The organism is Cryobacterium sp. 10C3 (assembly GCF_034314285.1).
Lineage (GTDB): Bacteria > Actinomycetota > Actinomycetes > Actinomycetales > Microbacteriaceae > Cryobacterium > Cryobacterium glucosi.
The window spans coordinates 4,026,213-4,053,082 of the sequence record NZ_JAVIWF010000002.1; the positions used below are offsets into that span (position 1 = coordinate 4,026,213).

The following is a 26,870-nucleotide window of genomic DNA, read 5'->3' on the forward strand; positions in this document are numbered from 1 at the left end:
ATCCTCGCGCTCGAAATCTTCTTCCTGGGCCTCCTCGCGCTCGCGAGCCTGTCGATCGCCTGGGTCTCCGGCATCGTGTTGTTCAAGCTGTTCCGGGGGCAGCGGTAGCCCTCGATGTTCGAGCTCCCGACCCAGCTCCCGTCCGAACTCGTCCCACTCTCGTGGCTCCTCGGCGTCTGGGAGGGGTCAGGTGTCATCGACTATGCCCTGCCGGACGGTCATCGGGTCTCACGTGAGTTCGGCCAGCGGCTGAGCTTCAGCCACGACGGCCTCCCGCACCTGAACTACAGCTCATACACCTGGCTTGAAGCGGATGCCGCAGCGAGCGTCGACGACGACGCCGAGGCGGTCGACGGGGCCGCGTCCGGCTTCGTCGGGAAGACCCCGCTCATGACCGAGACAGGGTACTGGCGCCTGAGTCGCCCCCAGGGCGCCGGCGACCCAGGGCCCGGGCTGCTGCCGGCAGAGGGCGAGCACCCCTATACGACGGCGTCCGCCGTGGAGACGCTCCGCAATGCGGACGGCGGCTTCGACATCGACGTGACGCTCGTGCATCCCGGCGGTGCCGCCGAGATCTACCTCGGACAGGTCAAGGGGCCGCGGATCGACCTCGCGACCGACGCGGTGATGCGCACCCAGGGCGCGAAGGCGTACTCGGCCGCGACCCGGTTGTACGGTCTCGTCGACGGCCACCTGCTCTGGGCGTGGGACATCGCCGCCCTCGGCCAGAGCCTGCGCACGCACGCATCCGGCCGCCTCAAGCGGGTCGAATAATCCCGGCGGTTCCCGCGTTGTCCCCGATGTGCGCCTCCGCGTCACGCAAACCCCGGAAGAAGTCCTCATGACCCCGCCGACAGCATCCGCTTCAGTCCTGCTCGACCTGCCCGGCGCCGTGCAGGCGACCGGCCCCGATGCCGGCGTCGCCGCCCACTACGGCAACCCGATGATCGAACAGCGTCACCTGCTCGCCGGCGAGGCCATCGTCGACCTCTCCAATCGTGCGGTGCTCGGCGTCTCCGGCCCGGACCGGCTGACCTGGCTCAACTCGATCACGAGCCAGGAACTGCGCTTTCTGCAGCCGGGGGAGTCGGCCGAGACCCTCGTGCTCGACCCGACCGGGCACGTCGAGCACGCGGTGCGGCTCGTCGACGACGGCATGGAGGCGTGGCTCGTCGTCGAGGCCGCCGAACTGCCCGCACTGCTTACGTGGCTCGACCGGATGCGCTTCATGCTGCGGGTCGAACTGCGCGACCGCACCGATGAGTACGCCGTCATCGGCACGATGGGGAGCATCGGCGACCTCGCCGCGGCCTCGCCCGCGCTCGAACCCGCCGCGCCGAACGGAACCCCCTCGTCTGGCACGACCCGTGGGCTGCCGTCGTCACCGGCGGCTTCCAGTACGCGGAAGACCCCGCGCATCCCGGCGCCGACTGGCACTGGACCGAGGCCCTCGTGCCCCGCACCGCGCTTCCCGCCGTGACCCTGGCCGTCCGCCGCGGCACCGTGCGCGCGGCCGGCCTGCTCGCCCTCGAGGCGCTCCGGATCGCGGCCTGGCGGCCACGCCGGGCGACAGAGGTCGACGACAGGACCCTCCCGCACGAACTCGACTGGTTGCGCAGCGCCGTGCACCTGAACAAGGGCTGCTACCGCGGCCAGGAGACCGTCGCGAAGGTGCACAACCTCGGGCACCCCCGCGACGGCTCGTTCTTCTCCACCTCGACGGCTCCCAGGGCGTGCTGCCGGTGCACGGCGACGAAGTCCAGGCCGTCCGCCGGCTTCCCGACGGCGAAACGGAGCGTCGCGGCGTCGGCTCGATCACCTCGAGTGCTATCCACTACGAGCTCGGGCCGATCGCCCTCGCTGTCGTCAAACGCACCGTGCCTGCAACGGTCGTGCTCCAGGTGCTGAGCGAGGAGATCGCGGTCGCCGCGACCCAGCAGGTCATCGTTCCGCAGTCGGCCGGCTCGGTCGCCGAGATCCCCCGGCTGCCCCGGCTGGGCATCCGCACCCCCGGGCACTGACCCCCGGCCACCGACCACCGGCCCGGCTCTCGATAGAGTTGGAGGCATGTCATACAATCTCATCCTCCTTCGCCATGGCCAGAGCCTATGGAACCAAGAGAACCTCTTCACCGGTTGGGTAGACGTTCGCCTGAGCGAGCAGGGAGCTGCCGAGGCCAAGCGCGCCGGCGAGCTCCTCGCAGAGTCCGGCCTCCTGCCCGACGTCCTGCACACGTCACTCCTTAGCCGCGCCATCCAGACCGCGAACATCGCGCTCGAGGAAGCCGACCGCCTCTGGATCCCCGTGAAGCGCTCCTGGCGCCTCAACGAGCGCCACTACGGCGCCCTGCAGGGCCTCGACAAGGCGGAGACCCTCGCCAAGTTCGGCCCGGAGCAGTTCCAGCTCTGGCGCCGCTCCTTCGACGTGCCGCCGCCCGTGCTCGCCGACGATTCCCCCTGGTCCCAGGCGCACGACCCGCGCTACGCGGGCCTCGGCGAGGAGCTGCCCCGCACAGAGTGCCTGAGCGACGTCGTCGACCGGATGCTGCCCTACTGGGAGTCCGATATCGCGACGGACCTCCGTGCAGGCAAGACCGTTCTCGTCACCGCCCACGGCAACTCGCTGCGCGCCCTCGTGAAGCACCTCGACAACATCAGCGACGCGGACATCGCCGAGCTCAACATCCCGACCGGAATCCCGCTCGTCTACCGCCTCGACGAGAACCTCGTCCCGATCGGTCCAGGCCAGTACCTCGACCCCGAGGCCGCCGCCGCCGGTGCCGCGGCCGTCGCCGCCCAGGGCAGCAAGAAGTAGCACTCCCGCACCATTAGTCCGCTATCGACAGTCCCCACCGAAAACGGCCCCGGAAGCATTCGCTTCCGGGGCCGTTTCGGTTGTGCGGCGGTTCGAGTGGTGCGGGCGGACTACTGGACGCCGGTCGTGCTCTGCTGCCAGGCGCCCGTGCCGAGGTACTGGATCTTCTTGGCGATCGAGACGGCGTGGTCGGCGAAGCGCTCGTGATACCGGCTCGCGAGGGTCGAGTCGACCGTGTCGGCGGCCTCGCCCTTCCAGGTCTCCGCGAGGACGGCGTCGAAGACGCTCAGGTGCAGGGCGTCGACCTTGTCGTCTTCGTTGCGGATGACCTCGGCGAGCTTGACGTCCTGGGTGGTGAGCAACTCGGTGAGCATCGTCGAAATGGTCACGAGCAGGGCGCCCATCTCGCCGAAGGTGCCCCGCAGGCTCTGCGGAACGACCTTGTCGGGGAAGCGGTAGCGGGCGAGCTGCGCGATGTGGGTGGAGAGGTCGCCCATCCGCTCGAGGGACGAACTGATCCGGAGGGCGCTCACCACGATGCGCAGGTCGCGGGCGACCGGCTGCTGGCGCGCCAGGATCGTGATGGCGAGTTCGTCGAGCTCGATGGTGAGTTCGTCGATCTTGTCGTCTTCGCTGATGGCCTCTTCGGCGAGGTTGACGTCGGACTCGTTGAAAGCCCTGGTCGACTTCGCGATCGAGATGCCGACGAGACGGGAGATCTCGACGAGGCGGTCCTGAACCTCGGCGAGCTCCTGCTGGAATACTTCACGCATACGTCTGTGTTCCTTCCTGGGCGCGCGATACGCGCAGAAACGTGGAAACCACCTGGCCCCCAGCGAATCTTTGTCGACAGAGGTTAACGGCAGGTGCCGGAGTGTTGAATACTACCTAAAGTAGCCGCCCAGCGGCCCGGCACGGTTCGTTCCGCTTTTTTGTGTCAGTAATCTGGTGGAATGGAATCATCGTGGCTCGTGCTGGTGTCTCTGGCACTGGGCCTCATGGTCGGTGCCGGGTTCATCAGCCTGCTCCAGATCGCGGAACGCCACGGCCGTCGCGCCTCCGAGGTGGTCAACCCGGCCGTGCCGGACGGCATCGACCAGGTCCTCGACGCACTTGACACCGCGGCCGTCGTGCTCGACCCCTCCAACAATGTGATGAAGACATCCCCGGCCGCCGTGTCGATGGGGATGGTCTGGAACCGGCAGATCGTGCACCCGGAACTCCTCGAGCTCGCCGGTAAGGTGCGGCGCTCCGGGGAACCGATCGCCGAAGACCTGATCCTCTCCCGCGGGCCGTTCGGCGACGCGAGCATGCGGGTGCGCGTGCGCCTGGCCACGCTCGGCACCCGCTACGTGCTGCTGCTCGCCGAAGACCGCACGGAGGCCTTCCGCCTCGACGAGGTGCGCCGCGACTTCGTGGCCAACATCAGCCACGAACTCAAGACCCCGATCGCCGCCGTCGGCCTGCTCGCCGAGGCGCTCAACCAGGCCGCCGACGAGCCGGTGCAGGTGCGCAGGTTCGCCAGCAGGCTCACGACGGAGTCCGGGCGCCTGACCCGGCTGACGCAGGAGATCATCGAGCTCTCCCGGCTCCAGGCACAGGACTCCCTGTCCGAGCCGGAAGACCTCCCGATCGACGACGTCGTCGCGGCTGCCGTCGACCAGAGCAGGGTCGTTGCGGATGCCGCACGCATCACGCTCGCCGTCGGCCAGCCCTCCGGTGCCCTCGTCACGGGCGATGAACGCCTCCTCGTGATGGCCGTGCACAACCTGGTCGCCAACGCGGTGCACTACTCCGCTGAGGGATCCCGGGTGGGTGTGGGAGTGCGTCACCACGACGGCGTCGTCGAGGTGACGGTGACCGACCAGGGCGTCGGCATCCAGGAGGCCGACCTCGACCGCATCTTCGAACGATTCTTCCGGGTCGACCAGGCTAGGTCCCGTCACACCGGTGGAACGGGCCTCGGCCTCTCCATCGTGAAGCACATCGTGCAGATCCACGGCGGCGACATCCGCGTCTGGTCCCAACCGGGCAGCGGTTCGACGTTCACCATCCGGCTGCCTGAGGCGAGTCACATCGCCCTGGCCACAACAGGAGAGACCCCGTGACCCACATTCTTTTGGTTGAGGACGAACAAGCGCTGAGCGAGCCGTTGAGCTTCCTGCTCGAACGCGAAGGCTACGAGGTCACCGTCGCCGAGGACGGGCCGAGCGCCATCAGCGAATTCGACCGGATCGGACCCGACCTGATCCTGCTGGACCTGATGCTCCCCGGCATCCCCGGAACCGAAGTGTGCCGCGAGATCCGCACCCGCTCCCAGGTCCCGATCATCATGCTCACCGCGAAGGACTCCGAGGTCGACATCGTCGTCGGACTCGAACTCGGCGCGGACGACTACGTGACCAAGCCGTACTCGACCAGGGAACTGCTCGCGCGCATCCGTGCGGTGTCACGTAGGCGCACCGACCAGACCGAGGACGACGAGAACATGCTCACGGCGGGCACCGTCCGGATGGACATCGAACGCCACACGGTCGCAGTGAGCGGCACCGTAGTGAACATGCCGCTCAAGGAGTTCGAGCTTCTCGAGTTCCTGCTGCGGAACGCCGGCCGGGTGTTGACCCGCGGCCAACTGATCGACCGGGTCTGGGGCACCGACTACTTCGGCGACACAAAGACCCTCGACGTCCACATCAAGCGGATCCGCTCGCGCATCGAGGCGACGCCGTCAGAGCCGACCATGCTCGTCACCGTGCGTGGCCTCGGCTACCGCTTCGAGGCCTGACCCGGTCCGCTTCGACGCCGGACCCGGCCTAACTCGACCCGGTCTGGTTCGAACCGGTCTGGTTCGAACCGGTCGGGCTCGACCAGTTCCGGCCTGACCCGGTCTGGCCGGAACTGCGTCTGCCGGGCGCTACGGCGCCGTGGTCGGCAGCAGGGTCGAGTACTGGGGGAGCGTGCCGTCGAGTACCGGCGTGAGCAACTGGAGGCCGGTCTCGGTGCCGTACTGGAAGTAGACGGGGAACAGCGAGCCGAGCGGGGCGTCGATGTTCTCGAGCGTGATCACGGGGCCGCCGGTCGCACCGATCGCGGTGCTCGACTGCGGCTTTAGGGTGAGCTGCTGGGTGACCTTGCCGGTCGTGGCCGTGTACTGCACGGACAGGCTGTGCGCTGAATCGCTCGGGTTGACCACGGTGACGAGGAGGCTCCCGGTCTTTCCGTCCGTCGAGAGCACGATCGCGTTGCGGACCTGCAGGTCGCCGACGTTGCCGCTGACCCCGTCGCTCGCGTCGTAGTGTTTGGTCGTTGACTGCGGGGCCAGCAGGTTGCATCCACTGGTACCCAGCAGGATACCGGCCGTCAGCAACACGGACAGCAAGACTCGAGCCCTCACAAGACCTCCAACAGTTCGACGGTGCGCCTGAAGGCGCGAACGCCGCAGATTTCGCTTCGAGCCTAGCGTATCGGGGAGGCCGGCCTCGTGGCCCCGCCGGCCCATGCCCCGGTCAGGGTCGCAAACCCTACCACCCCTCGCTGTGGTATCCTAGACGTTGCTGAAGGGATATCCATACATGCTTTTTGAAGTAGGCGAAACCGTCGTTTATCCCCACCACGGTGCCGCGACAATCACGGAAGTGAAAACGCGGATCATCAAGGGTGAGGAAAAACTGTACCTGAAGCTCAACGTCACTCAGGGCGACCTCACCATCGAGGTTCCCGCCGAGAACGTCGACCTCGTCGGCGTGCGCGACGTGATCGGTCGTGAGGGCCTCGACAAGGTGTTCGAGGTGCTGCGCGCCCCGTTCACCGAGGAGCCAACCAACTGGTCCCGCCGGTACAAGGCCAACCTCGAAAAGCTCGCCTCCGGCGATGTCATCAAGGTGTCAGAGGTCGTTCGCGACCTGTGGCGCCGCGACCAGGACCGCGGCCTGTCCGCCGGTGAGAAGCGGATGCTCGCCAAGGCCCGTCAGATCCTGATCAGCGAGCTGGCCCTCGCCGAAAAGACCGACGAAGAGAAGGCCTCAACGGTCCTCGACGAGGTTCTGGCTTCCTGACCCACCCTGACTTTCTTCACACGCTGAAAGGCGGCGCCGCGAGGTGCCGCCTTTCGCACGTTCCGGTGTGAACGTTCCGGTGCGAACTATCCCGCAGCATCCGCCCTCCAACAGATAGCCTCCAGACATGACTGAATACGCAGCCCCCGCGGTCGCGGTCATCGTCGTCGCCGCGGGCAGTGGCGCCCGGCTCGGAGCGACGGAGCCGAAGGCGTTCGTCCTGCTCAGGGGCCGCACGCTCCTCGAGCGGGCGCTCGGTTCCGTGTTCGGAATGGTCGAACCCGCCCAGGTGATCGTCGTGGCGCCGGACAGTCACCTCTCGGAGGCCGGGGTGATCGCGGCACTCCGCCGCCAGGGCTGCCGCGTCGTACGTCGACGTCGTGGTGGGCGGCCCCACCCGTGCCGACTCCGTCAACCGGGGCCTCGCCGTGCTGCGCCCGGGCGTCGAGACCGTCCTCGTGCACGATGCCGCCCGCGCCCTCACCCCCGCCGGACTGTGCGACGCCGTCGTCGCCGCTGTGCGGTCGACCGGGCACGGCATCGTCCCCGGTCTCGCCCTCGTCGACACCATCAAGCACGTCGACGCCGAGGGCACCATCCGCGCGACGGTCGACCGTTCGGCCCTCTCGGCCGTGCAGACGCCGCAGGGCTTTCCCCGGGGCGTGCTGCTCGCCGCCATGAGCGCCGCAGACCCCGCGAGCACCCCCACCGACGACGCCGAAATCGTCGCGGCCGCCGGACATCCGGTCGGGGTCATCCCCGGAGACCCGCTCGCGTTCAAGATCACGACCCCGTGGGACCTGCACCGGGCCGAGGCCCTCCTCGACGAGCGTGCCCGCACGGATGCCGCCGCGGTCGGCCAGCAGGCCGAGGCGCCGTCACCGCGGATCGGTTCGGGCCTCGACGTGCACGGGTACGACGATGCCGCGCCGCTCTGGCTCGCCGGCCTGCACTGGCGGGGGAGCGCGGCCTCTCCGGGCACAGCGACGGCGACGCCGCCGTGCACGCCATCTGCGACGCGCTCTTGTCCGCGGCCGGCCTCGGCGACGTCGGCGGTGTCTTCGGCGTGGCCGACCCGCGTCTCGAAGGTGCGCACGGCGACGTGTTCCTCCGCGAAACCCTCCGCCGGGTCACCGCGGCCGGGTTCCGGGTCGGCAACGTCACCGTCCAGATCATCGGCAATCGCCCGAAGGTCGGCCCGCGCCGACTCGAGGCCGAGGAATACCTCAGCGGGATCCTGTCCGCGCCGGTCAGCGTGTCCGCAACGACGACGGACCGGCTCGGTTTCACCGGGCGCGGCGAGGGCATCGCGGCCGTCGCGACGGCCCTCATCGTGCCCCTCATCCCGCTGCCGGAAACCGGCCCTGTTCTAAGCTGGGACGTGTGACGATCCAACTGTACGATTCCCGGGCCCAGGCCTTGCGTGACTTCATCCCGACGACCCCCGGTGCGGTCGGAATCTACGTGTGCGGGCCGACCGTGCAGTCCTCTCCGCACATCGGCCACCTGCGCAGCGCCCTGGTCTACGACCAGCTTCGGCGCTGGCTCACCTACCGCGGCTTCGACGTCACGTTCATCCGCAATGTCACCGACATCGACGACAAGATCCTCGCCAACGCGGCAGGCACCGCAGAGCAGTGGTGGGCGCTCGCCTACCGCTACGAACTCGAGTTCACGGCCGGGTACCAGCGTCTCGGCATCCTCGCCCCCACGTACGAGCCACGTGCGACCGCGAGCATCCAGCAGATGCAGGACCTGATCACCCGACTGATCGACCGCGGCCACGCGTACCCGGCGGCCGACGGCTCCGGCGACGTCTACTTCGACACCAACAGCTGGGCGGAGTACGGGGCGCTCACCCGCCAGGGTCGCGGCGACATGGAAGCGGCGGCGGACGCCGACCCGCGTGGCAAGAACGACCCGCGCGACTTCGCCCTCTGGAAGGGTCACAAGGCCGACGAACCGGCCTCGGCGTCCTGGCCATCCCCCTGGGGACCAGGCCGGCCCGGCTGGCACATCGAGTGCTCCGCGATGGCGAGCCGCTACCTCGGCGCGGGCTTCGACATCCACGGCGGCGGCCTCGACCTGCGGTTCCCGCACCACGAGAACGAACTCGCCCAGTCAACGGCGGCCGGCGACGCGTTCGCGAAGTACTGGATGCACAACGGTCTCGTGCACGTGCACGGCCAGAAGATGTCCAAGTCCCTCGGCAACTCCGTCTTTGCTGCCGAGCTGCTCGATCAGGCCAGGGCCATCGTCGTGCGCTACTACCTCGGAGCCGCGCACTACCGCTCCACGATCGACTACACCGACCACTCCCTTGCCGAGGCCGAAGCCGCCCTCGAACGCATCGAGAGCTTCCTCGACAGGGCCGACCGCCGCCTCGCCGAGACGCGTTTCGCCTCGAGCGGCGTCGAGCTCGTCCCCGACGAGTTCGCGGTCGCCATGGACGACGACCTCGCCGTGCCCCAGGCCCTCGCCGTGTTGCACGAGACCGTGCGCACCGGCAACGCGGCGCTCGACGCCGAAGACTTGCGCGCCGCCGCCGCCGCCCGTGGCCAGGTGCTCGCCATGAGCGAGGTCCTCGGCATCAACCCCCTGTCGCCCGGCTGGGCCGTCGCGACGGACGAACCAGCCATGGTCGCACTCACCGCCCTCGTCGAGCGCCTGCTCTCCGACCGGGAGACCGCCAGGGAAAGCCGCGACTACAAGGCCGCAGACCGTATCCGGGACGAGCTCGTCGCCGCCGGAATTACCATCGAAGACACCCCCTCGGGTGCGCATTGGAGTTTTGACTGATGAAGAACACAGACCGCAAGGCTCGCACCGGGTCCGTGCGCAAGGGCAGCCGCGGCCCCCAGGTCGGCTCCGGCGGACAGGGCCGCCAGGCCCTCGAGGGTAAGAAGCCCACGCCCAAGGCCGAAGACCGTCCGTACCACCCCGCCGGGAAGCGCAAGGCCGCCCAGGACCGCTTCGCAGCGGCCGGCGGTGGCCGCAGCCGCCCCACGACGGGTTCGCAGGGCGGGCAGCGCTCCACCGCCAACTCCGGCGGCGGTGGCACCTCCACCCGCAAGGCGAAGTCGATCGACGAGCATGAGATCGTCACCGGGCGCAACTCGGTGCTCGAGGCCCTGCGCGCGAAGATCCCCGCGAGCACCCTGTACATCGCAACCCGCATTGAAATGGATGACCGGGTCAAGGAGGTCCTGACCCTCGCGACGGGCCGCGGCATCCCCGTGCTCGAAGTGATGCGCCCGGAACTCGACCGCCTCGCCGGCCGCGACGCCGTGCACCAGGGCCTCGCGCTCAAGGTGCCCGCGTACGAGTACGCGCACCCGATGGAGCTCCTCGAGCTCACGATCAGCCGCGGCTTCAAGCCGTTGTTCGTCGCCCTCGACGGCATCACCGATCCCCGCAACCTGGGCGCCATCATCCGTTCGACCGCGGCATTCGGCGGCCACGGCGTGATCGTGCCCCAGCGCCGGTCGGTCGGCGTCACGGCTTCCGCGTGGAAGACCTCCGCCGGTGCGGCGGCGCGCACGCCCGTCGCCATGGCGAGCAACCTCACCCAGACGCTCAAGTCGCTCAAGGAGGTCGGTGTGCTTGTGATCGGCCTCGACGGCGGCGGGGACACCTCGCTGCCCGAGCTCGGCCTCGGCTTCGCGGAGCGCCCGATCGTCGTCGTCGTCGGCAGCGAGGGCAAGGGCCTGTCGCGCCTCGTCACCGAAACCTGCGACGCGATCGTCTCGATCCCGATCAGCGCGAGCACCGAGTCCCTCAACGCCGGCATCGCCGCGAGCGTCACGCTTTACGAGATCTCCCGCCTGCGCGCGGCAGCGAAGGTCGCGAAGGCCGTCAAGCTCGCCGCCGCCAAGGCAGCCGCCACCGCCTGACCCGTCACCGGGTCAGGGTTCGCCATGACGGAGGATGCCGCGGACCGCGGCATCCGGACGTCGCCCGACCGGACGTTTAGACCTTGAGGCGCCAGTCCTGGGCGTCGTCAGCGCTGGTGTCGCCGGCGCCTGCGGCGACGTCGTCGTTCGTGACGTCGATCGGAAGCGTGATGGACCCGGTCGCGGGTTCGATCACGGTCGCCTCGTCGCGGCGGTGACGCAGGACATCCTGCACGTAGGACGTGACCGCTTCGGCGAGCGGGATGTCCCTGGACTGGTTCTGGGCCATGTACCAGCGGTGGTCGAGCAGCTGGTGGAACACCTCTGCCGGCTCGAGCTTGCCCTTGAGGTCGCGCGGAATCGCGCGGATGACGGGTTCGAAGACCCGGACGACCCACTCGTGGGCGAGGGCTTCTTCGTCGCTCGCCGGGTCGCCGTATGCGAGGCGATAGGCGTCGAGGTCGTTGAGCAGGCGCCGGGCCTGGTTCTCCTCGGCGTCGAGGCCGGTCAGCCGCAGCAGGCGGCGCTGGTGGTGCCCCGCGTCCACGACCTTGGGCTGGATGCGCACGGTCGAGCCTGTCGCATCAGTCTTGATGGCGAGTTCCTCGATGTCGAAGCCGAGGTCGTTCAGGCGCTCGACGCGTTCGGTGATGCGCCAGCGCTCGGAACTCGCGAAGGATTCGGAGCCGGTCAGCTCGGTCCAGAGCAGCCGGTAGGCGTTCACGATGCCGTTGCTGACCCGGATCGGGTCGAGTTCGTCAGCGGCGCGGCCGCCGGCCTCGAGGTCCATCAGTTCGCCGGCGATGTTGACCCTGGCGATCTCGAGGTCGTTCTCGCGCTGGCCCTTGGACAGGCCGCCCGGGTAGAGCTGCCCGGTCTCCGCGTCGACGAGATAGGCGGCGAAGGCGCCCGCGTCGCGGCGGAAGAGCGTGTTCGAGAGCGAGACGTCGCCCCAGAACAGGCCGGCCATGTGCACGCGCACGAGCAGGAGGGCGAGGGCGTCAACGAGGCGGGTCGCGGTCGTCGGTCGCAGCGTCTGCGAGTACAGGGCGCGGTAGGGGAGTGAGAACTTGAGGTGCCGGGTGACGAGGACCGAGTTCAGCGGCTCGCCGTCTTCGTTGGTGCGGTTCGTGATCACGGCGAGCGGCTCGACGCAGGGGATTTCGAGTCCCTTGAGGGTGCGGAGCATTTCGTACTCGCGCTTGGCCATCTCGCTCGTGGTTTCCTTGATCGCGACGACGCGACCGCTGAGGTGCGCGAACCGTACGAGGTGACGGGACAGGCCCTTCGGCAGGGCGGCGATGTTCTCGTTCGGCCAGGCATCCAGCGGCAGGTGCCAGGGCAGGTCGAGGAGGGCCGGGTCGGCCGTGGCCGAGGTGATATTGACAGAACCGCTCATGGATTGAGCCTACCGGTGCGGGTTGGCGGCCGGTGCCGGATGCCCCGCGGACAGGGGCTGTCCCGGGTCGAGGCATCCGCTTCACCGAGGCAATTGTGGCTCGTCACTGTCACGCTGGGCACGGGACGCAGAACGGCCGGGCGGAATGAATCCGCCCGGCCGTTCTTGTGAATCGTTGTCGACTAGTCGGCGACGGCTCCACCGAGGCGGAGGCCGCTCTCGGCGTCGAAGACGTGCAGGTGGTGCGCGGTCGGCGTCAGGTAGACCGTCTCTCCGGCGTTCGGGTGTGAACGGCCGTCGACGCGGGCGACGATGTCGGTGCGCTTGCCCTCGACTGTGGAGTGACCGTAGAGGTAACCGTCGGCGCCGAGCTCTTCGACCAGGTCGACGCTCACCTCGAGGCCCTCGCCGTGGGTGGTCGAGAGGTGGATGTCCTCGGGGCGGACACCGATGGTGACCTTCGGGCCGGTCGCGCCGGCGATGATCTCGCGGGCGACGGGGATCGTGGCGGTGCCGAACTTGATGCCACCCTCGACGGTGTCCGCGAGGAAGAGGTTCATGGCCGGGCTGCCGATGAATCCGGCGACGAAGACGTTGTTCGGCTTGGCGTACAGGTCGCGCGGGGTGCCGACCTGCTGGAGCACGCCGTCCTTGAGCACCGCGATGCGGTCACCCATGGTGAGGGCTTCGGTCTGGTCGTGGGTGACGTAGACGGTCGTGACGCCGAGGCGACGCTGCAGCGAGGCGATCTGGGTGCGGGTCTGCACGCGGAGCTTGGCGTCGAGGTTCGACAGCGGCTCGTCCATGAGGAACACCTGGGGCTGACGCACGATGGCACGGCCCATGGCGACGCGCTGACGCTGGCCACCCGAGAGGGCCTTCGGCTTGCGGCTGAGGTAGGGCTCGAGGTCGAGCAGCTTGGCGGCTTCGAGAACGCGGGCGGCGCGCTCGTCCTTGTTGACGCCGGCGATCTTGAGCGCAAAGCCCATGTTCTCGGCGACCGTCATGTGCGGGTACAGCGCGTAGTTCTGGAAGACCATCGCGATGTCGCGGTCCTTCGGGGGAACGTCCGTCACATTGCGCTCACCGATGAAGATGTTGCCGTCGTTGACTTCTTCAAGCCCGGCGATCATGCCGCAATAGACGTGGATTTGCCGCAGCCGGAGGGACCGACGAGGACGAGGAATTCACCATCGGCAACCGACAGGTCGAGGTGGTCGACCGCGGGGCGGGTGGAACCCGGGTAGAGACGGGTTGCTTTGTCAAAGGTGACTGAAGCCATTTTCGGTATTCTCCTTCACCGGCAGGTACGTGCCGGACGATCCGTAGTGATGGGATTTATTGTCGGCCTGCGCATCATGGCAGGATCCGACTGTTCCAGTATGACACGCCCGAACAGGGGGTCTGCGGCGGTTTTGCCCAGCGGATGCGTCGCAAGGCAGCCCCTGTCTGGTCATTTCCCAGACTGGAGTCCTATTATTTGGAGGGCATTTACATAGGAAATGTCGATCCAAAGACCTACCCGAAGCGAGCATTCATGACTATTGGCGGATCTGGCGAGAGTCGACCTTCCCGAAATAAGCGACGCGACGCGGTCCGCACGAAGGCTACCCAGCTGCGTGTCGAGCAGAAGAAGAAGAACCGTCGCAACCGGTTCCTGCTGCAGGGCGGCATCCTGGTTGTCGCACTCGCGATCGTCGCAGTCATCGCACTCGTCGTCATGAATTCGATCCGCCCCGCAGGCCCCGGCCCCGCGAACATGGCCAGTGACGGCGTTCTCATCGGCGAGGGCATGAAGGTCACCGAGACCACGGCCCTCAAGGCCGGCGCCGACGCCGTGCCGTCCACGCCGGATGCGACCGGAACCGTCGCCGACATCCGCGTGTACGTCGACTACCTGTGCCCGTTCTGCGGCCAGTTCGAAACGACCAACAGCGACCAGATCGTGAAGTGGGTCACCTCGGGTGCCGCAACGGTCGAGATCCACCCGATCTCCATCCTGACCAGCAAGTCAGCTGGAACCCAGTACTCGCTCCGCTCGGCGAACGCTGCCGCGTGCGTCGCCAACTATTCCCCTAGTGACTTCTTCACCTTCAATGCCGCACTCTTCGCGAACCAGCCGAAGGAAGGCACCGCAGGGCTGGACGACGCCGCGATCATGGGGCTCGTGACGAGCTCCGGAGTCGCGTCATCCGTCTCGGAGATCAACACCTGCATCACCGACGTGCGCTACAAGGCCTGGGTCGTCGCCGCGACCAACCGGGCGTTGTCCGGGCCGCTGCCCAACACCACGGTCGAGGCCGTGACCGGCACTCCGACCGTGCTCGTGAACGGTAAGCAGTACTCGGGCGCCCTCGATGACCCCAAGGAATTCGCCGCATTCGTGCTGCAGTCCGCCGGAGAGACCTACTCGACGTCGACGCCGACGCCCACGCCGACACCGGCGGGCTGATCCTCGACGGGTCCGCAGCTTTCGTCCGCAGCTTTCGTCCGCAGCGGGCTCCCGGTCGGCGGATGCTGCCGGTCTGGCCCCGCGGACCCCGTTCGTCATTTAGGATGGGGGACCGAGGCGGGAATCCGCCTCATGCCGGCCTGGCGCAATTGGTAGCGCACCACTCTTGTAAAGTGGGGGTTACGGGTTCAAGTCCCGTGGCCGGCCCCACACCCCTTGAAAACACTGGGATCCACGCCGATCCGGTCATGATGGGCGGTTGTCTCGCCGAGAATCTCGCCTATCCCGGTACTGCGGCGACTGCCGGAACCCGATCGTGTGGTCGAGTAGATCCTCCCACTCGACCAGCAGTAGGTACGTGCTCTGCGACTCGATAGACCGCGACAACGACACGCTGAGGCATCCGGGCATGGAGGCGATGATCGGGCGAGCCAGGGTGAAGGCTCGCTCGAATTCAACTTCTCGTCCGGCGATGACGGGCAGTAAGGCGTGTTCGGTGACCACGAGGCCAGTGTGTCATTCGGGGTGGCTACGCTGACTCACATGAACGCAGAGGAACACGCCCGGGAGGTAGATCGGCTGGAGAGATTGAGGACGCTACTCGCGGCCCGGAACCGCATCGAGGAGGTTTCTCGGGCCGTCGTTGCTGCGTCGAGTGACGATGACGCCGCGGAGCGAGTCCGTCGCCTTCTGGGTTGCTCAGAGATCGCAGCGCGGCACGTCATCTCGACACCGTTGCGCATGTACCGTCGCGGCGACGCACTCGCACGGGAAATCGCGGACCTTGAGGAGTACTTGACTGGCGTGGTGCCGCTGGACCCGGCGGTGTCCACGCGCGCCCTGGCTGACGGTACCGAGGACGTAACGGCCGCTCATCCGCTCGCGGAGCTGGAAGCCGGCGAGCCGAGCATCCCTGTCGAAGATATCGTCCGGGACCCGGGCATCCCATTGGACTAGCCCCCAAGGGCGTCCGAAATTCTTATTCGGTGACCAGCCCGATTGCGCACAGTGCCGCCAGTGCAGCGTTCAGGGCTACCAGCGTGCAGAATCTTGACGTCACTGGTCCTGAGTTGATCCCTCCGCGGGCGGATGCTCGGCCAGACAGAAGAGGTTGCCTTCCGGGTCCGCCAGTGTGGTCCACTGCACGTGTGGGAACTCGTCCAGGACGTCCCACTGGTAGACGGCGCCCAGGCCGAGGAGACGTTCGACCTCAGCACGTCGTGACCCCCACGGGACGGTGAGGTCCAGGTGGGCGCCGCGGCGATTCGGATGGGGGAGTCACAAGGCCGGAAGAACATCCCGAAACCGTTCGCGCCGGCCGGCGGCAGGTAGACGCTATCGCCGCCGGGTGAGGGTGTCGCTCCGGTGACCGACGCCCAGAAATCGGCAAGCGCAGTCGGGTCATGTGCCTCGACGTTGATCGCGCCAAGGGTGATTTGGGGAGCCGTCATCTCGCCGACGCTAGCACGCGTCCGACACGCATCTCTGGACAGCGGATCGCGAATGTGGGACGTCTCCGGTCCAAACGATTGCGACCCGCTCCCGAAGGCGGTTTGATGGACCGGCCCGAGATTCCGGATTCCACCAGCGAAGGAGCAGAGATGTCATTTCAGGCCTACCTCGACAACATCGAAGACAAGACTGGCCTGACCCCGCGTGAGTTCATCACCCTCGCCCACGAGAAGGGGTTCGACGACCCGTCCACGAAGGCCGGCGTGATCGTCGACTGGCTGAAGGCGGACTTCGACCTGGGCCGAGGTCACGCGATGGCCCTCGTACACGTCATCAAGAACGGCGAGAAGATCGACGCCAAGCACGTCGGGACCGGAACCACGCACAGCGATGCGTCCGACACGCTCTGGCTCGACGGGAAACTGAACCGCCCCGGGTGACCAGGTGCACGCAGCCGTCGCCAAGATGTCGTAGTTTGACACTGCAGGCAGACGCCGGGCGTGAAATGGTCGATGATTGCATAGTCGCGCTCGAACGCGCCATCGCGTCGACCGACGCCGCCAGACCAGAGGGATGCACGCCCATGCCGCACGACGCCATCGCCCGGGAGGGAGACCGGTGACAGCAGAGCGCTCCGGACTGCTCGGCTTCGGTCGAACCGCCTGGTTCAGGCTCGCCGTGGCCATCATCCTCGCGATCGGCCTGCTCGCCGCCGCCGTGCTCGCCGCCAAGGGCCTCCGCTCGCTGCCGGCCGTGCAATCCTTCCTGACCGACTTCCCGGGAACGTCGCAGCTGCCGTCCGGGGCGCCCGTCGGCTTCCCGGCCTGGCTGGCCTGGCAGCATGGGCTCAACGTCTTCTTCCTCCTCTTCATCGTGCGTTCGGGCTGGCAGGTCCGCAGCGCCGGGCGGCCGACCATGTTCTGGACCCGGCGCAATACCGGGCTGATACGCACGAAACAAGCGCCCACCCGGATGGGCATCAACGTCTGGCTGCACCTCTCGGTCGACGTGCTCTGGGTGCTCAACGGGCTCCTCTTCTACGTGCTGCTCTTCGTCACCGGCCAGTGGGTGCGCATCGTTCCGGTCAGCTGGGACATCATTCCCAACGCCGTGTCGGCCGCGCTCCAGTACGTCTCGCTGGGCTGGCCGGTCTCCGACGGCTGGGTGAACTACAACGCCCTCCAGACCCTGAGCTACTTCACCATCGTGTTCGTGGCCGCTCCGCTCGCGCTGGCCACCGGCATCCGCCTCTCGCCGCTCTGGACGTCACGCCGGCTGAGCGAACTCGTCCCGCTCCGCCCGACCAAGGCGGTCCACGTCGGCGTGATGATCGTCTTCCTGATCTTCGTCGTCGTGCACGTGACCCTGGTCTTCGCGACCGGGGCGCTGCGCAACCTCAACCACATGTACGCCGTGCAGAGCGACGACGGCTGGACCGGATTCTGGATCTTCGCGGCCTCGGTCGTCGTGATGATCGTGGCCTGGTTCGCTGCCGGCCCGCGCCTGCTGCGGGCGATCGCCTCGCTCGGCGGCACTGTCATCTCGCGCTGAGTCGCACCGGCGACGGTCAGCGCTCCGCAGACTCCTGCGCGGCCGCCTCGACGCGTTCCCGGTAGCCCTCCCACCAGGCGCGGTCGGCCGGCGGCATATTGTCGTTGCCCTGCCGGAGTCCGACCTCCCCGTCGATGAGCTCTCGGACGAGGTCGGCGTGCCCGGCGTGCCGGTGCGTCTCCGCGATGAGGTGCACGAGGATCTCGTGCAGGCTCGCCGCGCTCCGATCGCCCGTCCACCACGGCACCCGGCCGATGGTGTCGAGCGTGAGCGCCTCGATCGTCGCGCTCGAGTGCGCCCCGACCCGGCGGTAGAGGGTGATGAGCGACTCGCGGGACTCGTCCGGCTTCGCCCACATGTCCGCGTTGAACTCGACGTCGTCCGCCGTCCACGGCAGCGGTTCCGGGAAGGGCCGGCCGAAGACGAGCCCGAGATACCCGGCCTCGACGCCGGCCATGTGCTTGACGAGTCCGAGCAGGTTGGTGCCGGTCGGCACGAGCGGGCGCCGCACGTCGTACTCGCTGAGCCCGTCGAGCTTCCAGATCAATGCTTCCCGACCCGACACCAGGTACCGCGTCAGATCCGTCTTGGCTGCAGTCTCCGTTGCATCAGTCATCCCGCCAGCCTCGCAGACCCGGCTCGGCGGGCCAAGCGATCCGTGCTGATCCGGTCCGACCCGGGTCGATCCGGGCGGGTCTGCTCCAGGACCCATCGACCGGCTGTGGGCGCCGCGCGACTGCGCGTTCCGCGATCCGTCCGACAACACGGCACGCGCAGGCCGAGCGACCTACGGGCGAGCGCTCGTCTGGTCGAAGTCGGGGCTCACGGGTCGGCGGATGCTGCCGGCGCTCGACAGTCCGATGGCCGGCAGTCCCACAGCGGGGTAGTCCGCCTGCGGCCACACGATCGGCTCGAGCTCCCGGCTCTCCGAGCGGGGCCGCGGCCCCTTGGCGAGGAGGACGACCCAGACATAGCAGCCGACGAGCGCCCAGAGGAACCGGAGCACGACATCCACGAGCGGTTCCAGGAAGGTGGCTTCGGCATCGTCGAGGCTCGGGCTCCGCGGAACCGCGGAGGCGGAGGCAGCAGGAGCGTGGGCGATCAGGGGTGCTGTGGCGGCCGTCCGCAGGACGGTCAGCGTACCGAGGGAGATGGTGTCAGGCCGGACGAGTGTGCTGATTTCTGCGCTCACGCCACGAGGATACGTCGCGCCCCTGCTGCACCCGGGACATTCTGCCGACGTTCAGGTGAAGAAACGGTGAAGCCTCGCCTTCGCGCGCCAACTGCGCCGCTTCGCGCCAGGCCTGCCTGGCGCGAAGCGGCGCACGTGGCGCGCGACCCTGAAGAACCGAAAACGGGGGCAGTCAGCGGCGGCGGTCAGGGGGTGGTCAGAGGGCGGTGAGGTGCGCGGCAGGGTCGATCGGGAGCCGGACGCCCGGCTTCGCACCAGACGGCACTCCGCCGACATAGAGCCAGCCGAGCAACTCCTCCGATTCGGCGAGCCCGTGCAGCCGGTGCACCTCGGCGGTGCGGGTGAACGCCCCGGTGCGCCACATCACACCCCAGCCGGCGTGTGTCAACAGGAGGCTCAGGGCGTGTCCGACACCCGCCGCTGTGACGTCCTGTTCCCACGGTTCGACCTTGTCGCTCTCCCGATGGCTCGCGACGACCGCGATCAACAGTGATGCCCGAAGCGGCTTGCCCGCGAGCTTGGCCAACTCCGCAGCGGACGGCGGTTCCGCACCGGCCTCAGCAGCGAGGCGTGCGGATGCCGCGGCGAACGCAGCCCCGAGCCGCATGCGGGCGTCCCCGCGCAGCTCGATCAGGCGCCAGGGTCGCAGGGCCCCGTGGTCGGCCACGCGCGCACACGCGGCCACGAGCGGGAGCAGGTCGTCGTGCGTGGGGGCATCCGGTGTCACGGCGGACGACGAACGCCGCCCGCCGATCGCCTCGAGCGGCGTGCACACGGTCTAGTCGACCGGCTTGAACTCGAGCGAGATGGAGTTCATGCAGTAGCGGTCGCCGGTCGGGGTGCCGAAACCGTCGTCGAAGACATGCCCGAGATGGGAACCGCAGTTCGCGCAGCGCACCTCGGTGCGGACGACGCCGAGGGAGGTGTCCTCGATGAGTTCGACGGCCTCCGGGCGCACCGACTCATAGAAGCTCGGCCAGCCGCACCCGGAATCGAACTTCGTGCCGCTCTTGAAGAGTTCGGCGTGGCAGGCGCCGCAGGTATAGATGCCGGAACGGCTCTCGTCGAGCAGCTCCCCGGTCCAGGCTCGCTCGGTGGCGGCCTGCCGCAGTACGGCAAACTTCTCCGGCCCGAGTTCCGCGGCCCATTCAGCGTCTGACTTCGTGACTTCGTAGTCCATGGTTCATCCTTCCCATCGGGCGAGGGCGCAGTGCAGCGTGGCCGCCAACCCTCCCAGCAAGCTTAAACTCAGCCCGGCAGGGGCGTATTCCGATTCCCGGGCCCGTTCAGCACTTTCACACCGGGACGCTCACCGGCACGCTCCCGCGCCTGCCCGGGCACTTTTCCTCCCGGCGAGGGAGCGACCCGCGTGGCCCAGCGAATCCATAGCCGACGCCAAATAGGATTCGAGCAGCGAATGGCGATGGTGAAAGAGGTGGATGGTGGACGGCGTGCGTGACCCGGACCCCGCCGACTCCCCGGGCGGCGTCACCGACCGCGACCGCGGCATCCTGAGCTTCGAACGGCGCTGGTTCACCCATGCCGGAGCCAAGGAGCAGGCGATCCGTTCCGAGTTCGGGCTGTCCTCGGCCCGGTACTATCAACTATTGGGCGTTTTGATCGACTCCCCTCTTGCCCTGGCTCACGATCCCATGCTGGTGAAACGGCTGCAGCGGATGCGTGCAGCCCGTGAGCAGGCACGGGAGCGCCGGACAGTGCGCGCTCCGGAGCACCGAACCAGCCCCGCCCCCTAGGCGCAGCCGGATTTCGACCCCGACGTTCCACCCATTCGCCCGCGACAAGAGGATCGACCCAGCCCCACAATGCCTCCCACCTATCCGAAAGACCGCTTCGACCACCTGCCGCACTCCCTCGACCGAGTGGGCGCCCATCGCGCCCCCGGAAAGAAGGGACGCCACTGGGTTGCGTTCTGGTGGGCACTGGGGGCAACGGCCGTCCTGATCGGCCTCGGAGTCTTCGGGATGGCCTCGCTCAGCAACAAACTCAACATCGCGATCCCCGGGCTGTCCTCCAGCTCGGCGACAGACACGGCGACGGATGCCGCGACCGCCGTTCCGACGGCCGTCGCGACGGTCGATCCGAGTCTCACCGTGACCGTGCTCAACGGCACAAAGGGCACGGGTGTCGCCAAGGCTGCCGGGGAAGCCCTCTCCGCGGCCGGCTGGACCGTCGGCGCGCTCAGTAACGCGAGCACAGAAGATGTGACCAAGACGACCGTGTACTACGCCGATGCGACCCTCGAGGGCGCCGCCCGCGGGGTCGCGGCTTCGTTTCCGGGATCCACGGTGCTCCTCGCGAGCGACTTCGCAACCTCGGGGGCCGACCTCACGGTCGTCGTCGGGGCTGACTTCGTGTCAAGCACCACGCCTGCGTCCTGACCGGCCATTCGCCTCCGGTTGTATAACTCCACGGGGGCTCCTCGTCAACCCCCTTTCGTTCTTTCTTGGCTTCAGTAATCTTTGACTCAGGTCGCTCATCTCGTTCGTCCGGTTGCCCCCTGGGGCAACCGACCGGTCGGACCGGATGGACGCAGTCACATGCGCCAGGCCCGGTACGGCCAACGGGCGGTTGCCGAAAATATCAGAGCACTGGGGAGTTACACATGGCGAACGGAACCGTCAAATGGTTCAACGCTGAAAAGGGTTTCGGCTTCATCACCGTCGACGGCGGCGGACAGGACGTCTTCGTCCACTATTCCGCCATCGACATGCACGGGTACAAGGTTTTGGAAGAGGGACAGCACGTCATCTTCGAACTGGGAACCGGGGCAAAGGGGCCACAGGCCGAGTCGGTACGTCCCGTCTGATCTGAAAAGATCAGGCGCACCCACACCAAGCGCACCCAATCTCGGGCAACACCCCGAGCCGCGCGGCATCCGCGAGTTTGCCGCGTTAGGGTGTGGGGCGTGACAGCGAAAAGAACTGCAAGAATCCACGGGCGAAGCACGGCACGACTTTTCGGTGCCGTGCTTCTTCCATGCCTCCTCTTGGTGATGACGGCGTGCTCCGGAACCGAGCCGCCCACCACGGCGACGCCGACGGCGACCGTGGAACCCACCGCCGCTGCCGTCGACGCCCCGGCGCCGCTGGCGATCGCGCCGCTTCGTGGCACGATCGTGCCGGCCGGGAAGGCTGCGAACCCGTCCCTCGCCGTGAAGATCGACAACCACGAGGCCGCCAGGCCCCAGATTTCGCTGGATCGGGCTGACATCGTCTTCGAGGAACTCGTCGAGGGCGGACTGACCCGTTACGTCGGCGTCTGGCAGTCCGACATTCCCGACGCGATCGGCCCGGTGCGGTCGATCCGGCCGATGGACCCCGACATCATCACGCCGTTCGGCGGAATCGTCGCCTACTCCGGCGGACAGCAGGTCTTCGTCGACATGATGAAGGCCACCCCCGTCATCAACTCGGTCTTCGACTACGACACGACGGGCCTGTTCTCCCGCGTCGCCGACAGGGAGGCGCCGCACAACGTCGTGCTGAAGGCCGCCGAACTCGTCGGGCGCAACGCTTCTGTCGCGCCGCCGGTGCAGCAGTTCGCGTACGCGGGCAGCATCGCGGCATCGACCGCCGGGGTCGATGGCACCCCGATCACCCAGATCAACGCGCGGTTCTCCGCATCGCGCTATCCCGGCTGGAGCTGGGACACCGCCTCACAGGCCTACCTGCGCTCGCAGGAGGGCGCCCCGGACCTCGACACGACCGGCGCCCGCAGGGGCGCCACCAACGTCCTCGTGCTCCGGGTCGACATCGACGGCACCTACGGCGAGGTGCCCAAGACCGTCATGATCGGTACGGGGGAGGGCTCGGTGTCCGCCGGCGGCAAGACCGTGCACGCGACGTGGTCGAAGGCCGGGCAGGCCGACCCGATCCGGCTGATCGACGACAACGGGGTCACCATTCGCCTCGCCCCGGGCAATACCTGGATCGAACTGATCCCGAACGGCACCGGCTCCGTCGAACTCGTCCCGTAGCCTCCCGACGCTTCCCGGCGCTCACTTGCACTCTCGACCCCTGAGTGCCAGAATCGACTTGGCACTCTCTCCTTTTGAGTGCCAACCCATCACCGTTTTGGTAACGTCCGGGAGGGACGAGAAACACATATGGCAAAGATCATTGCTTTCAACGAAGAGGCCCGTCGTGGCCTTGAGCGTGGCCTGAACATCCTCGCTGACACGGTCAAGGTCACCCTCGGCCCGCGCGGACGTAACGTCGTATTGGAGAAGAAGTGGGGCGCCCCCACGATCACCAACGACGGTGTCTCGATCGCCAAGGAAATCGAACTCGACGACCCGTACGAGAAGATCGGTGCGGAACTCGTCAAAGAGGTCGCCAAGAAGACCGACGACGTTGCCGGCGACGGAACGACCACCGCGACCGTCCTCGCCCAGGCGCTCGTCCGCGAAGGCCTGCGCAACGTCGCAGCCGGCGCAGACCCGATCAGCCTCAAGCGCGGCATTGAAAAGGCCACCGCTGCGGTCATCGCAGAGCTGATCGCCAACGCCAAAGAGGTCGAGACCAAGGAAGAGATCGCGGCCACCGCATCCATCTCTGCCGGCGACGCTGAAATCGGCGCGATCATCGCCGAGGCGATCGACAAGGTCGGCAAGGAAGGCGTCGTCACCGTCGAGGAGTCCAACACCCTCGGCACCGAGCTCGAGCTCACCGAAGGCATGCGCTTCGACAAGGGCTTCCTGTCCGCGTACTTCGTGACCGACCCCGACCGTCAGGAAGCGGTCTTCGAAGACCCCTACATCCTGATCGTCAACTCCAAGGTCTCCAACATCAAGGACCTCCTCCCGATCGTGGACAAGGTCATCCAGACCGGCAAGCAGCTCCTCATCATCGCCGAGGACGTCGACGGCGAGGCTCTGGCCACGCTCGTTGTGAACAAGATCCGCGGCATCTTCAAGTCGGTCGCCGATCAAGGCGCCCGGCTTCGGCGACCGTCGCAAGGCCCATGCTGCAGGACATCGCCATCCTCACCGGTGGCCAGGTCATCTCCGAGGAGGTCGGCCTCAAGCTTGAGAACGTCACCCTCGACCTGCTCGGCAACGCGCGCAAGATCGTCATCACCAAGGACGAGACGACCATCGTCGAAGGCGCCGGAGACCCCGAAGCCATCGCCGGTCGCGTTCAGCAGATCCGCAACGAGATCGAGAACACCGACCAGCGACTACGACCGTGAGAAGCTCCAGGAGCGTCTCGCCAAGCTCGCCGGCGGCGTTGCCGTCATCAAGGCCGGCGCCGCGACGGAGGTTGAGCTCAAGGAGCGTAAGCACCGTATCGAGGACGCCGTCCGCAACGCGAAGGCTGCTGTCGAAGAGGGCATCGTCGCCGGTGGTGGCGTCGCCCTCATCCAGGCCGGCAAGACCGCGTTCGAGAAGCTCGAGCTCGTCGGAGACGAGGCGACCGGCGCGAACATCGTCAAGGTTGCCATCGACGCCCCGCTCAAGCAGATCGCCCTCAACGCGGGTCTCGAGCCCGGCGTCGTCGCCGACAAGGTGCGCAACCTGCCGATCGGTTGGGGCCTCAACGCCGCGACCGGTGAGTACGTTGACATGCTCCTCGCCGGCATCAATGACCCGGTGAAGGTCACCCGCTCCGCGCTGCTCAACGCCGCGTCGATTGCCGGACTCTTCCTCACCACCGAGGCCGTTGTCGCCGACAAGCCGGAAAAGAACGCTGCTCCGGTCGGCGACCCGTCCGGCGGAATGGACTTCTAAGTCCACCCTGCTCGATAGCTAGACCGCTTCACCGCTTCACCGCCAACAGGGCGTCTCCTCCGGGAGGCGCCCTGTTTTCGCGTCCGGACAGGCACGATCCCGATCCGGTCTCCGCACGTCCGGCATCCGCCGCGTCCAGGCATGCGCCACAATGCGGCGGACGCCGCTACCGGGCGAAGAGCCGCGCGTTGGCCTGCTCGATCTCGGCATACTGCTGGCCGGCCTGGTTGAGCGCCTGGCCGAGGCTTTCAGCGCTCTGCGCAACCTGCTGCTGAGTCGCCCGCCAGTCCGTCACGGCGGCCTGGAACGCGGCGGCGGCCTGCCCGGTCCACGAACCCTCCAGCCCGGTCAGTTGGCCGAGCAGCGCGGCAACCTCCGCCTGGATCCGACCGAGCGTCGCCCTGGCCGTCGTCGTGGTGCTGAGCACGAGTTCACTGTCTACCTGGTACCGGGGCATCTGCAGTCCTTTCGAGGGGTGTGCTGCCACCGTATGGCGGATGCCGCGCCGGGCCGGCGAGTACGCCCCGGCTGGGGACAACTCACCGCCACCCGCGCCAGGGGAGGAGCCGCCGGGGTCAGGGCGCCGGGGTGATCGCGAGGCGCTGCGGCGCGTTCGGGGACTCTGCGAGAGGGAACCAGACCCGGAAGGTCGCGCCGCCGCCCGGGGTTTCGACGACCTGGACGGTGCCGTTGTGGCTGGCGACGATCGACGCGACGATCGCCAGGCCGAGTCCGCTGCCACCGGTCTCGCGTGCACGGGAGGTGTCGGCGCGCCAGAAGCGCTGGAATATCTTGTCGCGGATCTGCGGCGGGATGCCCTCGCCATGGTCGATTACGGCGACGGATGCGCGCTGGTTCCGTCGGTCGACGGCGATCTCGAGTTCGATGGGGCTGTCAGCGGGGCTGAAGCGAAGGGCATTGCCCATCAGATTGGTGATGACCTGTCGGATCTTGTTCTCTTCGGCCATGACGACGGCGGGGATCGCGGCGGTCGGGGCAGCGGTCGGCACTGGCTCGGGGAGGATGGCGAGAGCATCCGCTTTACGGGGGCGACGGGTCCGTAGTCGCGCGAGGGTCGCACCGGCGAAGGAAACCGTGTTCGTGTGCGGGACGGCCACGGCCTCGCCTGCCCGCTTGGGGACCGTCACGAGTGCGGAGGTCGGGACCTCGCCGGTGGAGTGCGCGAGGTCGATGGCGGGGGCCAACGGGACGACAGGCTCTTCGTCCGTGTCGGGAGCCGCCGTCACGACCGTGATGGTGCGACCGGGGGCGGAGGCCATCGCGTCGAGCGCCGCATCGCGGGCGAGGGGGAGCAGGTCGACGGGGGTGAGCGCGAGTGGCTTCGTCTCGTCCAGACGGGCGAGTTCGAGGAGGTCCTCGACGAGGCCGCCCATCCGGATCGCTTCCTTCTCGATGCGCTCCATCGCCTGGGCGACCTCTTCCGGAGTCTGCAGGGCACCCATCCGGTAGAGCTCGGCGTAGCCGCGCACGGAGACGAGGGGGTGCGGAGCTCGTGACTCGCGTCGCCGACGAAGCGGCGCATCTGGTCGATCGTGCGCGCCCGTTCCTTGAACAGGCGATCGATCCTGCTGAGCATGGTGTTGAGGGAACGGTTGAGCCGGCCGACTTCGGTGTTCGGGGTCGCCCCGCCGAGCCGCTGGCTGAAGTCGCCGTCAGCAATCGCCGCGGCCGTGCGCTCCACCTCGCGCAGGGGGGCGAACGTGCTCGTCACGAGCAACCGGGTGATCAGTCCGCCCAGGAGCACGACGCCCAGGCCGAAGCCGAGGAAGATCGTGAGGTAGGTGCCGACGGTGTTCTCGGACTGCTTGAGCGAGACGGCCATGACGAGGGTGCCGTAGGTGCCGTGGACGTTGGTGACGAGCGGCACCGCGACCGCGAGGAACTCGGTGTCGTGCGAGGCGTCCTTCAGGCGCATGGTCTGGCCGTTGAGCGCGTTGACCGACTGGAGGTCAAGGGGCATGGTGATCTGCGGCAGCTCGCGTACGGGCACGTCGGTCCAGGAATGGTAGCGGAGTTCGCCGTTCTCGTCGTACAGGGCGACGAAGTAGTCCGAGGGAACGACGGTGCCGTTATTCTGCCCGAGGGCGTTCGCGGTGTATGCGACCGACGTCGTCTGGGCATCCGCCTGGAGCTGCGCGTCGACCTGCTGGATCACGTACTGCCGGAGCATGGCCATCGTGCCGATCCCGGAGACCAGGAGACCGAGCGTGAGCATGAGAACGGTCACGCCGGTGATCTTGGACCTGAGGGATATGCGGTTCCACCGCTCCGTGAGTGACTGATGCATCAGGC

At 67.7% G+C, this 26,870-nt stretch carries 27 protein-coding genes, 1 tRNA gene and 6 pseudogenes; 22 read left to right on the forward strand and 12 right to left on the reverse strand.

Annotation, left to right across the window (positions count from 1 at the left end; translation table 11 throughout):
• The first annotated feature begins 114 nt into the window (after positions 1-114).
• From RGU41_RS20235 to RGU41_RS20245, 3 genes and pseudogenes are all read left to right on the forward strand, one after another.
• Positions 115-774: an FABP family protein gene (locus RGU41_RS20235; RefSeq protein ID WP_134450019.1), complete on the forward strand. Its 660-nt coding sequence runs from the start codon at positions 115-117 to the stop codon at positions 772-774.
• Between the two features lie 67 nt (positions 775-841).
• A pseudogene (locus RGU41_RS20240) lies at positions 842-2,021 on the forward strand (YgfZ/GcvT domain-containing protein).
• Between the two features lie 46 nt (positions 2,022-2,067).
• Entirely contained in the window at positions 2,068-2,814 is a 747-nt protein-coding gene (locus RGU41_RS20245; RefSeq protein ID WP_322137229.1) for a phosphoglyceromutase, read from the forward strand.
• Positions 2,815-2,924: 110 nt separating this feature from the next.
• Here the strand turns inward: RGU41_RS20245 and phoU are convergent, their stop codons facing one another.
• Entirely contained in the window at positions 2,925-3,587 is a 663-nt protein-coding gene (phoU, locus tag RGU41_RS20250; protein ID WP_134450022.1) for a phosphate signaling complex protein PhoU, read from the reverse strand.
• A gap of 180 nt (positions 3,588-3,767) precedes the next feature.
• On the opposite strand from phoU, the gene RGU41_RS20255 reads away from it, so the two are divergent.
• Together RGU41_RS20255 and RGU41_RS20260 are read left to right on the forward strand one after the other, a co-directional pair.
• Positions 3,768-4,922: a sensor histidine kinase gene (locus RGU41_RS20255; protein ID WP_322137230.1), complete on the forward strand. Its 1,155-nt coding sequence runs from the start codon at positions 3,768-3,770 to the stop codon at positions 4,920-4,922.
• Positions 4,919-5,599, forward strand: coding sequence for a response regulator transcription factor (locus RGU41_RS20260; protein WP_134450024.1), 681 nt, complete (start codon positions 4,919-4,921; stop codon positions 5,597-5,599). The genes RGU41_RS20255 and RGU41_RS20260 overlap by 4 nt, the downstream gene beginning before the upstream one ends.
• A 129-nt stretch (positions 5,600-5,728) precedes the next feature.
• On the opposite strand, the gene RGU41_RS20265 is transcribed toward RGU41_RS20260, so the two are convergent.
• Positions 5,729-6,184, reverse strand: coding sequence for a hypothetical protein (locus RGU41_RS20265; protein WP_322137231.1), 456 nt, complete (start codon positions 6,182-6,184; stop codon positions 5,729-5,731).
• A gap of 202 nt (positions 6,185-6,386) precedes the next feature.
• Here RGU41_RS20265 and RGU41_RS20270 point away from each other — a divergent pair, with 202 nt between their 5' ends.
• The 6 genes and pseudogenes from RGU41_RS20270 to rlmB all read left to right on the forward strand — a co-directional run bounded on the left by RGU41_RS20270 (position 6,387) and on the right by rlmB (position 10,762).
• On the forward strand, positions 6,387-6,869 hold the full coding sequence (locus RGU41_RS20270) for a CarD family transcriptional regulator (RefSeq protein ID WP_035879449.1): 483 nt from the start codon (positions 6,387-6,389) through the stop codon (positions 6,867-6,869).
• Between the two features lie 127 nt (positions 6,870-6,996).
• Positions 6,997-7,236, forward strand: a pseudogene (locus tag RGU41_RS21135) (2-C-methyl-D-erythritol 4-phosphate cytidylyltransferase); the annotation flags it as partial.
• Positions 7,237-7,252: 16 nt separating this feature from the next.
• Positions 7,253-7,636: pseudogene (locus tag RGU41_RS21140) on the forward strand (IspD/TarI family cytidylyltransferase); the annotation flags it as partial.
• Positions 7,637-7,887: 251 nt separating this feature from the next.
• A pseudogene (locus RGU41_RS21145) lies at positions 7,888-8,256 on the forward strand (2-C-methyl-D-erythritol 2,4-cyclodiphosphate synthase); the annotation flags it as partial.
• Positions 8,253-9,668, forward strand: coding sequence for a cysteine--tRNA ligase (cysS, locus tag RGU41_RS20280; RefSeq protein WP_134558856.1), 1,416 nt, complete (start codon positions 8,253-8,255; stop codon positions 9,666-9,668). The pseudogene RGU41_RS21145 and the gene cysS, both read left to right, overlap by 4 nt.
• Positions 9,668-10,762 (forward strand): 23S rRNA (guanosine(2251)-2'-O)-methyltransferase RlmB, encoded by a 1,095-nt coding sequence (gene rlmB, locus RGU41_RS20285; protein WP_134450028.1) that lies wholly within the window; start codon positions 9,668-9,670, stop codon positions 10,760-10,762. The genes cysS and rlmB overlap by 1 nt, the downstream gene beginning before the upstream one ends.
• A gap of 76 nt (positions 10,763-10,838) precedes the next feature.
• Here rlmB and RGU41_RS20290 read toward each other — a convergent pair whose 3' ends face one another.
• Both RGU41_RS20290 and RGU41_RS20295 read right to left on the reverse strand, forming a co-directional pair.
• A complete protein-coding gene (locus RGU41_RS20290; RefSeq protein ID WP_322137232.1) occupies positions 10,839-12,161 on the reverse strand; it encodes a DUF4032 domain-containing protein in 1,323 nt (440 codons plus the stop codon).
• A gap of 182 nt (positions 12,162-12,343) precedes the next feature.
• Positions 12,344-13,443: pseudogene (locus RGU41_RS20295) on the reverse strand (ABC transporter ATP-binding protein).
• Positions 13,444-13,698: 255 nt separating this feature from the next.
• Between RGU41_RS20295 and RGU41_RS20300 the strand changes: the two are divergent.
• Together RGU41_RS20300 and RGU41_RS20305 are read left to right on the forward strand one after the other, a co-directional pair.
• Positions 13,699-14,613: a DsbA family protein gene (locus RGU41_RS20300; RefSeq protein WP_322137233.1), complete on the forward strand. Its 915-nt coding sequence runs from the start codon at positions 13,699-13,701 to the stop codon at positions 14,611-14,613.
• A gap of 134 nt (positions 14,614-14,747) precedes the next feature.
• Positions 14,748-14,823, forward strand: a tRNA-Thr gene (locus tag RGU41_RS20305).
• Positions 14,824-14,859: 36 nt separating this feature from the next.
• On the opposite strand, the gene RGU41_RS20310 is transcribed toward RGU41_RS20305, so the two are convergent.
• The gene (locus tag RGU41_RS20310; protein ID WP_322137234.1) at positions 14,860-15,117 is read right to left on the reverse strand and encodes an antibiotic biosynthesis monooxygenase family protein; all 258 of its coding nucleotides are present in this window, start codon (positions 15,115-15,117) and stop codon (positions 14,860-14,862) included.
• A gap of 39 nt (positions 15,118-15,156) precedes the next feature.
• Here RGU41_RS20310 and RGU41_RS20315 point away from each other — a divergent pair, with 39 nt between their 5' ends.
• A complete protein-coding gene (locus RGU41_RS20315) occupies positions 15,157-15,570 on the forward strand; it encodes a hypothetical protein (protein ID WP_322137235.1) in 414 nt (137 codons plus the stop codon).
• 99 nt (positions 15,571-15,669) lie between these two features.
• Here RGU41_RS20315 and RGU41_RS20320 read toward each other — a convergent pair whose 3' ends face one another.
• Positions 15,670-15,861: a VOC family protein gene (locus RGU41_RS20320; RefSeq protein ID WP_322137410.1), complete on the reverse strand. Its 192-nt coding sequence runs from the start codon at positions 15,859-15,861 to the stop codon at positions 15,670-15,672.
• 353 nt (positions 15,862-16,214) lie between these two features.
• On the opposite strand from RGU41_RS20320, the gene RGU41_RS20325 reads away from it, so the two are divergent.
• Genes RGU41_RS20325 through RGU41_RS20335 form a run of 3 tightly spaced genes read left to right on the forward strand, consistent with a single transcriptional unit; the run spans position 16,215 to position 17,616 of the window.
• Positions 16,215-16,505, forward strand: coding sequence for a DUF4287 domain-containing protein (locus tag RGU41_RS20325; RefSeq protein WP_134450042.1), 291 nt, complete (start codon positions 16,215-16,217; stop codon positions 16,503-16,505).
• Positions 16,506-16,540: 35 nt separating this feature from the next.
• A complete protein-coding gene (locus RGU41_RS20330; RefSeq protein WP_322137236.1) occupies positions 16,541-16,687 on the forward strand; it encodes a hypothetical protein in 147 nt (48 codons plus the stop codon).
• Positions 16,684-17,616, forward strand: coding sequence for a hypothetical protein (locus RGU41_RS20335; RefSeq protein WP_322137237.1), 933 nt, complete (start codon positions 16,684-16,686; stop codon positions 17,614-17,616). The genes RGU41_RS20330 and RGU41_RS20335 overlap by 4 nt, the downstream gene beginning before the upstream one ends.
• 16 nt (positions 17,617-17,632) lie before the next feature.
• Here RGU41_RS20335 and RGU41_RS20340 read toward each other — a convergent pair whose 3' ends face one another.
• The 4 genes from RGU41_RS20340 to msrB form a co-directional block, all read right to left on the reverse strand.
• On the reverse strand, positions 17,633-18,232 hold the full coding sequence (locus tag RGU41_RS20340; protein ID WP_322137238.1) for a DinB family protein: 600 nt from the start codon (positions 18,230-18,232) through the stop codon (positions 17,633-17,635).
• 171 nt (positions 18,233-18,403) lie between these two features.
• Positions 18,404-18,808, reverse strand: a complete 405-nt coding sequence (locus tag RGU41_RS20345; RefSeq protein WP_322137239.1) for a hypothetical protein — start codon at positions 18,806-18,808, stop codon at positions 18,404-18,406.
• Between the two features lie 196 nt (positions 18,809-19,004).
• Positions 19,005-19,583: a nitroreductase family protein gene (locus RGU41_RS20350; RefSeq protein ID WP_322137240.1), complete on the reverse strand. Its 579-nt coding sequence runs from the start codon at positions 19,581-19,583 to the stop codon at positions 19,005-19,007.
• A 3-nt stretch (positions 19,584-19,586) separates the two neighbouring features.
• The gene (gene msrB / locus RGU41_RS20355) at positions 19,587-19,988 is read right to left on the reverse strand and encodes a peptide-methionine (R)-S-oxide reductase MsrB (RefSeq protein WP_134450046.1); all 402 of its coding nucleotides are present in this window, start codon (positions 19,986-19,988) and stop codon (positions 19,587-19,589) included.
• A 259-nt stretch (positions 19,989-20,247) separates the two neighbouring features.
• On the opposite strand from msrB, the gene RGU41_RS20360 reads away from it, so the two are divergent.
• The 5 genes from RGU41_RS20360 (at position 20,248) to RGU41_RS20380 (ending at position 24,557) form a co-directional block, all read left to right on the forward strand.
• Positions 20,248-20,562: a DUF3263 domain-containing protein gene (locus tag RGU41_RS20360; protein WP_322137241.1), complete on the forward strand. Its 315-nt coding sequence runs from the start codon at positions 20,248-20,250 to the stop codon at positions 20,560-20,562.
• Positions 20,563-20,631: 69 nt separating this feature from the next.
• Positions 20,632-21,207 carry a LytR C-terminal domain-containing protein gene (locus RGU41_RS20365; protein WP_322137242.1) on the forward strand — a complete coding sequence of 192 codons (576 nt, stop codon included), beginning with the start codon at positions 20,632-20,634 and terminating at the stop codon, positions 21,205-21,207.
• A gap of 224 nt (positions 21,208-21,431) precedes the next feature.
• Positions 21,432-21,635 carry a cold-shock protein gene (locus RGU41_RS20370; RefSeq protein WP_134362230.1) on the forward strand — a complete coding sequence of 68 codons (204 nt, stop codon included), beginning with the start codon at positions 21,432-21,434 and terminating at the stop codon, positions 21,633-21,635.
• Between the two features lie 159 nt (positions 21,636-21,794).
• Entirely contained in the window at positions 21,795-22,805 is a 1,011-nt protein-coding gene (locus RGU41_RS20375) for a DUF3048 domain-containing protein (protein ID WP_134564054.1), read from the forward strand.
• A 129-nt stretch (positions 22,806-22,934) separates the two neighbouring features.
• Positions 22,935-24,557 carry a chaperonin GroEL gene (locus RGU41_RS20380; protein ID WP_322137243.1) on the forward strand — a complete coding sequence of 541 codons (1,623 nt, stop codon included), beginning with the start codon at positions 22,935-22,937 and terminating at the stop codon, positions 24,555-24,557.
• A 166-nt stretch (positions 24,558-24,723) separates the two neighbouring features.
• Here RGU41_RS20380 and RGU41_RS20385 read toward each other — a convergent pair whose 3' ends face one another.
• Positions 24,724-25,014 (reverse strand): WXG100 family type VII secretion target, encoded by a 291-nt coding sequence (locus tag RGU41_RS20385; protein WP_134450051.1) that lies wholly within the window; start codon positions 25,012-25,014, stop codon positions 24,724-24,726.
• Positions 25,015-25,132: 118 nt separating this feature from the next.
• Positions 25,133-26,865: pseudogene (locus tag RGU41_RS21150) on the reverse strand (ATP-binding protein).
• Positions 26,866-26,870: the final 5 nt, after the last annotated feature.